This window comes from Ruegeria sp. BJ5, assembly GCF_056537865.1.
The window spans coordinates 1-1976 of sequence record NZ_JBQFSH010000013.1 but is presented as its reverse complement, the minus strand read 5'-3'; the positions used below and the strand labels follow the sequence as shown (position 1 = coordinate 1976).

Annotated in this window: 5 protein-coding genes; all 5 read left to right on the top strand. The window is 56.1% G+C overall.

Going from position 1 to position 1976, the window contains the following annotated elements; all coding sequences use genetic code 11:
- Positions 1-199, top strand: a 199-nt coding sequence (locus ACR0NY_RS19060) for a hypothetical protein (protein WP_480771298.1), incomplete at its 5' end; no start/stop codon positions are given.
- Entirely contained in the window at positions 192-509 is a 318-nt protein-coding gene (locus tag ACR0NY_RS19055) for a hypothetical protein (RefSeq protein WP_480425615.1), read from the top strand. The genes ACR0NY_RS19060 and ACR0NY_RS19055, both read left to right, overlap by 8 nt.
- A complete protein-coding gene (locus tag ACR0NY_RS19050; RefSeq protein WP_480453296.1) occupies positions 506-958 on the top strand; it encodes a hypothetical protein in 453 nt (150 codons plus the stop codon). The genes ACR0NY_RS19055 and ACR0NY_RS19050 overlap by 4 nt, the downstream gene beginning before the upstream one ends.
- On the top strand, positions 955-1503 hold the full coding sequence (locus ACR0NY_RS19045; protein WP_480425621.1) for a hypothetical protein: 549 nt from the start codon (positions 955-957) through the stop codon (positions 1501-1503). The genes ACR0NY_RS19050 and ACR0NY_RS19045 overlap by 4 nt, the downstream gene beginning before the upstream one ends.
- Before the next feature lie 212 nt (positions 1504-1715).
- The coding region (locus ACR0NY_RS19040; RefSeq protein ID WP_480771297.1) for a hypothetical protein at positions 1716-1976 on the top strand (261 nt) is incomplete at its 3' end.

Here is a 1976-nt window from a genome sequence, read left to right as displayed (position 1 = left end):
GATCACCAATACCTGTCCCTTCTGTGGCAAGCCTAGAGGGAAACCGGTGTTTCGACGCTACTGCGAGGATGGTGAGTGGTACGAAATCCAGACATGGGAGAACCCTTGTGGCCATGTCGATATGTACGACGCCGTGATCGAAGAAGCCCGCCAGCTCAAGCTTTCGCAAACCGCTACGAACGGAGGCGATCATGACTGACTTAGCGCCAGGCGACCGCAGCCGCGCCGATCCCATGGGGTGTGGCGTGGATCCGGTCGCGTACGAAAACGACACCCTGCGCGCTCCCACCGATGGCGGTGCTGCACATTGCAAGGGCTTCCTGCTCGAGGACAATCCTTTTCAGAGTGGTCGGGTTGACGACCGTTTGGCCGCAGACTGGGTTCGGGACTGGGAGGCTCGCCATCGGTTCGCGCTCGACAACGGGATGCATGCAGAAGTCGGGCGAGTGGCCTGTCTTCAGCATCTCCGCAATAGTCGCACCCGCTGGCAGGGAGGGATCGAGCCATGAGGTTCAAGATGTGGCCCCGTTTTGCCTTCGAAGACACACCCCGCAAGCGTGCCGCCTTGCGCCGCAAACAGCAGAAGGAACGCGAGGCTTTTCCATTGCTGGCCAATCAGATCGCAGAGCAGCAACCCAGTGAAGATGAGGTTATGTTCAAACGCGCAGTGGATTGGGAACGGCAAGAGAAACGCAGCCGGAAACAACGTGCCGATAAATGGCGTGAGGCAAGGTGTCTCATAGCCGCGTATTCTTCTAATGAAGCAGCCGCACTGCGCCATGCATGGAACTGTGCGCCATACCCCGCCGATCCGGTCTACCTGCTGGGTTTTCTTCATAGGTATTCCATTGGGCGCTTCACCCTTGATACCTTGCCCTTTGATCTCGTTCCGTCAGATCCGCATGGCCACCGTAAGCACCAATCCGAAATATCCGTTCTAAAAGGTCCGATGACATGACTGCAAAATCCACGGCACTTTCAAGGAAGGCCACGCGCATCTGGAAATCGGCCCAGCTCTATGTTGGGTTTCACCGCGACCAGAAGGGCAAGAAACGCGACTCCGCCAAGGTTTGGCCGCCGAAGAACGCAAATGTTACGATCCACCCAAACCCGGCCGAGCAAGAGGCTTTTGTTGTTCTGAAATCAAGCGGCAACAGTTTGTCGGGCGATGTTCAGGTCAAGTTCCGGTCTGACAAGATCATCGCGCGGCGGGACACCGATGACGGTTGGCTGGGTGTGCAGATCGAGCCGATGGCCGTTGTGGTACAGATCGCAGACGGGACGCGGATCAAGGTTTGGTATGATGGCTCTGTGACACGCGCGACGGCAGAGGATCGCACCACAATCGAACTTGATGGATCCGTATTCAAGCGTACCGAGTTCGCGCAGGCCTACATGTCTGGGGACGGTACAGAAATGGGTACCGAAACCGCCACGCACTATGCTTCGATCACAGATAGCGGAGTGCAATCCTCGCTCGACGATGACTGGCAGCCGGAGTGAAGGATTTTGGCGGAGTCAGTGTTGCAACCAAGTAGAAATGTCACCGGGTTTGCAAAGCAGAAGTGTCACCACAGAGCGCGACGGAAGCAAGGCTTAGCAGCCCGGCGACCTCAGATATCGCAGGGCTGAAAAGCCTTGCGGGGGTCAGCGGAAGGCTTTGGTCTTTCGGCTATGCCTCGACAAGTGACCAATGATTGGTTTGAGTGCACCGTGTGAATGATCTTTCCGCTACTCTGCTTCTTACCTATTCGGTAACAACGGTCCTGAAGCTGCTTTTGATATGGTTTTTGCTGAAAATGCTCGACCGTTTCACGAACGCGGGACTTGTTGTTTTGTTTGGTTTGTCGGTTTGTCTGTATCACGCGCAGGCAATTTATCGCGGCAAGTTACTATGTGACGATCCGCGTGGCTGGGTCGACTTTCCGGATCTTCCCGCGGCTGTGAACTGGGTTATCTCAGCACGCGATTGCCCC

Bases quoted from the DNA above. Each gene is read 5' to 3' on its own strand.
- ACR0NY_RS19050 (WP_480453296.1), top strand. From the start codon at position 506: ATGAGGTTCAAGATGTGGCCCCGTTTTGCCTTCGAAGACACACCCCGC.
- ACR0NY_RS19045 (WP_480425621.1), top strand. From the start codon at position 955: ATGACTGCAAAATCCACGGCACTTTCAAGGAAGGCCACGCGCATCTGG.
- ACR0NY_RS19055 (WP_480425615.1), top strand. From the start codon at position 192: ATGACTGACTTAGCGCCAGGCGACCGCAGCCGCGCCGATCCCATGGGG.